The organism is uncultured Rikenella sp., assembly GCF_947628055.1.
Lineage (GTDB): Bacteria > Bacteroidota > Bacteroidia > Bacteroidales > Rikenellaceae > Rikenella.
Genome location: NZ_CANQYJ010000142.1, coordinates 1 through 4,392, shown reverse-complemented (window position 1 = coordinate 4,392; position 4,392 = coordinate 1). Strand labels below are relative to the sequence as shown.

Sequence of the window (4,392 nt, the reverse complement as noted above, 5' to 3'; positions counted from 1 at the left end):
TTTCTGAAGAAAAGGTACCCAAAAGACTTTCCGATAGCTGCGCTACTCCTTAGGCTCCGCAGTCCTCTTGCATTGCGTTTTCTTTGGGGCGTGGCAATAGCGGGCTTAAGGCGTTACTTACCTAAGTGCCCGCTATTGCTCACACCCCAAACGAATCGAAAACAAGGGTACCCGGCAGGCTCAAGAGATGCGCAAGCATCTCAAAAAGTTTTTCTGGTTCTCTTTGTTCACAAAGAGAACAGTTCTATACTGAACACGCACAATAAAACCTACATTTATCTTAAACCGCAGGCGATCATGAACCGAGGAAAGAATCCCAAAAGAACGAAGCCCCGCCGCAAAGGTGCCGTGCCGCCCCGGGTATGGTGCTGGGTTCTGTTCTGGATGGCGCTGGCAGCCCTGGCAATCGCATGTTCGCACAACCTCGCGCCAGTCGGAGAAGAACCGCCGCCGCCCGTTACGGAAAAGCCGTCTTTGCCCGGCGGACTTGAGTTGCCGGTGCTCGGCGATCAGGATACGGCCATTTATAACGAGGAAGGGCGCTACACGTTCCTTTATCGGCCGGAGTGCAAGGTTTCGCGGTGGGTAGCTTATAAACTGACTCTCAGTGATGTGACAGGCGATGCGGGCCGCAGCGATGCGTTCCGGCCCGATCCGCGGTTGGAGATTTACGGTTGGGCGTCGGCTGGGGCGGCGGATTACAAAGGGAGCGGCTATGACCGGGGGCATTTGCTGCCGTCGGCCGACCGGAAGTGTTCCGAACCGGCTAACCGGGCGACGTTCCTCTATTCCAATATGGCTCCCCAGCTGCCGAAATTGAACCGGGGGGTGTGGAAAACACTGGAAGAGAAGTTGAGGGAACTGACCCGGGATTACGATACGTTGTATATCGTGGCGGGGACGGTGCTGCCAGGCCGCTGGCGCACTATCGGCGACGGTGTGGCGGTGCCTGACTTGTTTTTCAAGGCGGTGGCGCTCCGCAAGGCGGATGATTTCGAGGGGGTGGCTTATGTGATGCCGAACGGGGCGGTGGCGCTGGAGGGTAAAAGGTTCGACGATTTCGAGGTAACGGTGGACAGTGTGGAGCGGCTCACGGGGCTGGATTTGTTCCCGCAAATCCCGGGATTTTAAATCTCTCGGTCAGGCGATTATTTATTAACCCTTTTTCGGCTCGCACCGGTTCCGACTTCTATAGGAGTGACTTCTACATCAAAAGATCGGAGACCGGCAAGTCTGGTTCAAGTACCGAGCGGCACTCCTCGGCGCAGTGCCGAGTTTGAAAGAGGGAAAAGATACAATAAGTATATAATCGCGCTCTGTTATCTGTGCGGTGCTGTTCGCTGTTTTTTTGAAAAAGCTTTTGGGGCTTCCGGGGTGTAACTGTCTTGGAGTGCCCAGCAGCACCTTTCGCGGGGCGAAGCTCCGGCCTGCCCGCTTCGCGGAAATATTTTTCCACGCCAAAAATAAGTTGCCATTTAGCCCCGAAGCCGGCGGGGCTTGTCTGAGCAAACTCTCGGTTCACATGCCGAGCGGCACCGTTCGTGTCGGGTGGTTTCGGGGCGCGCACTATACACGGAATGACGACTAACAGGAGTATCCAATTTCAGCCCGAAGCCTGCGCGGGCAAGACCTTCAGGTTGCAGATCAAAAACAGCTTTATCCCGCGCGCTGGCGAAAATCCTGTTTGGCTGTGATCTCTCAATGACAGGCCGGAGCCACCCCGGGCGGAGGCCTGCAATTTTCTCTCTGCGTTCGTTTGCAGTCCCCACTGGCTCCGGCCGTTTAGAACTGAAAGCCGCTCATGCTTTGTCTCGCATGCTGGCAGAAACCCGATTCGCAGAACCGGGCACGCCGCAACCCCGTCCCGAAGCCAGCGGAGGAGCAACAAATTGTGCGCGTTGCGCCCCTCCGCAGCCGGGGGCTTCGGGGCGCCCGACTCTCCGAGTCGGATACCGAAAAAGTCACTTCCCGCGCGCTGGCGGAAATCCGGTTCAAAAGCGCAAGCTGCTTTTGAACGATTTCCTACTCCAGCCGTCGCGCGCGGTGTCGGTGCTGCTCGGCACTCCAACCGCACCCTTCGGGTGTTCTATTGGCCTGCCGGCAGCAAGATAACCTACCCAAAGAGGGTACTGCCCTTACGCCGGGCGGGCGGTGCCGCTCGGCACGCGATCCGGGGCCGTAACTACCCTAAAACACGGAACCGCCCTCCGGTCAAGTCAGGCGGCCCCGCTTAAATAAGCTCTCTCAAACTTCAATAAAAGCCCCAACGAGGCCCTACGGCGGACGGCGACGCATCGCTGGGGTAGCCTCTACCCTAAAAACTCCGCCTCCGACAGACCCGGATCGAGTGTCCAGCGGCCCTCTCCGCACGGTGCGAAACACCCGCCTGACAGACGCAAAAGCCGGTTTTCCTGCACGGTCGGCAAGGCAACCGTTTCCCGCAACAAAATTTCCTTGACAGCCCCGGCCATGGCGGAGAACGACACATTCGCAAGAGAAAAAGCATTTAATTTTGTCGATATTATCTCGTACCTTTGAAAACCTCGCAAAGCCCATTCAGGCTCGCAAAAGCCCACCCCGGCCGATACGACGAATCCGGCCGGCGGGAAAGGGAAAACACTCCATATGCGCGTCGGACAAATATCCGGTGTGCGAATTCGGTGCACGAAGCGGGGAAGCATTTAACGGACTTATATGGTACATATTTTCAATGAGCTGTCCGGCGCAAGGATCACCGGACCTCAACGACCGGGCATACGGTGCATCCAGTTCAACTCGAGGAAAGTCGAAAAAGGAGACCTGTTCGTGGCCGTGCGCGGTACGAAAGTGGACGGACACGACTATATTTCCGACGCCGTGGCTCAGGGAGCTTCGGCCATCGTGTGCGAGACATTGCCCGCCGGAGATTTGGATCCGGCAGTCAGCTACGTGCTGGTCGAAGACAGCGCTGCCGCATTGGCCGTGCTGGCCGCCGCTTACTACGGCCATCCGAGCGACAAACTCCGGTTGGTCGGCGTGACCGGAACCAACGGGAAGACCACTGTCGCCACCTTGCTTTACGATCTGTTCACCGCACTCGGACATAAATGCGGCTTGATCTCGACCGTCGTATACCGGGTGGCGGAAGAACGGATCGAATCGACCCACACAACACCCGATCCGCTGACACTCAACCGGTTGATGGCAGAGATGGTCGAGGCGGGATGCGACTACTGTTTTATGGAAGTCAGCTCGCACAGCATCGTCCAGAAACGGATCGAAAAGCTGACCTTTGCGGGCGGGATTTTCACCAATATCACCCACGACCACCTCGACTACCACAAGACCTTTGCGGAGTATATCAAGGCCAAGCAGGCTTTCTTCACCGGACTGCCGAAAGAGGCGTTCGCACTGACCAACATCGACGACAAAAACGGGGAGGTGATGTTGCAAAATTCGCCGGCACACCGGAAAGTCACCTATTCTCTGCGGAACGTGGCGGACTACCACGGGCGGATCGTCGAGGAACATCTGGACGGCATGGAGATCGAGATGAACCGGCAGGAGGTATGGATGCAGTTCATCGGACGGTTCAACGCCTATAACCTAACGGCGATCTACGGGGCGGCAATGGAGCTGGGGCAGAAGTCGGCGGAGGTGCTGCGGGTGATGAGCACACTGACCCCGGTGAGCGGCCGTTTTGAACAGATCCGGGCGGCGGACGGGCGGCTGGCGATCGTAGACTATGCGCATACGCCGGACGCATTGCAGAATGTGATCGACACGATCAACGAACTGCGGAAGAAAGATGCGCAATTGATTACGGTAGTGGGTTGCGGGGGAAACCGTGATGCGACCAAGCGGCCGGTCATGGCGCGGGTGGCGGCGGACGGTTCGTCGCGGGTGATCCTCACATCGGACAATCCGCGGTTCGAGGAGCCGCAGGCAATTCTCGACGAGATGCGGGGAGGGCTCGATGCGGAACAATCGGCCCGGACGTTGGTTATCGCTGACCGGCGGGAGGCGATCCGCACGGCGGCGGCGCTGGCCCGGCCGGGGGATTTGATTTTGGTTGCAGGCAAGGGGCATGAACCGTATCAGGAAATTGCGGGGATTCGGCACCATTTCGATGATCGCGAAGAGGTGAGGGCGACGTTCGCTTAATCTGTCTTTTATGTTTGCTGATGCCGGCGGGGCGGTTACGGCCTTGCGGGAGTGCGGTCTCCCCGACCCTGATTTTAACCGATCGCTTAATTGCTACCCTATGTTTGAGGGTACCGTTTTCTTTGTGAACAACCGACGCTGCCAGCGAATCCAGAGGCCGCTTGCGGACTATGGTGAGCGGCGAGGAGGAACCGAGCAGCGTTCCGAGGGCAGAGACCACTTGTGGGCTATGCCGAGGTAGCGCGAGGA

Annotated in this window: 2 protein-coding genes; both read left to right on the top strand. The window is 57.8% G+C overall.

From position 1 onward, the window contains the following. Positions 1 to 474: 474 nt before the first annotated feature. Positions 475 to 1,131: a DNA/RNA non-specific endonuclease gene (locus tag Q0Z93_RS09705; RefSeq protein ID WP_298065021.1), complete on the top strand. Its 657-nt coding sequence runs from the start codon at positions 475 to 477 to the stop codon at positions 1,129 to 1,131. A 1,563-nt stretch (positions 1,132 to 2,694) separates the two neighbouring features. Continuing rightward, entirely contained in the window at positions 2,695 to 4,143 is a 1,449-nt protein-coding gene (locus Q0Z93_RS09700; RefSeq protein WP_298065018.1) for a UDP-N-acetylmuramoyl-L-alanyl-D-glutamate--2,6-diaminopimelate ligase, read from the top strand. Positions 4,144 to 4,392: the final 249 nt, after the last annotated feature.

Bases quoted from the DNA above. Each gene is read 5' to 3' on its own strand.
- Q0Z93_RS09700 (WP_298065018.1), top strand. From the start codon at position 2,695: ATGGTACATATTTTCAATGAGCTGTCCGGCGCAAGGATCACCGGACCT.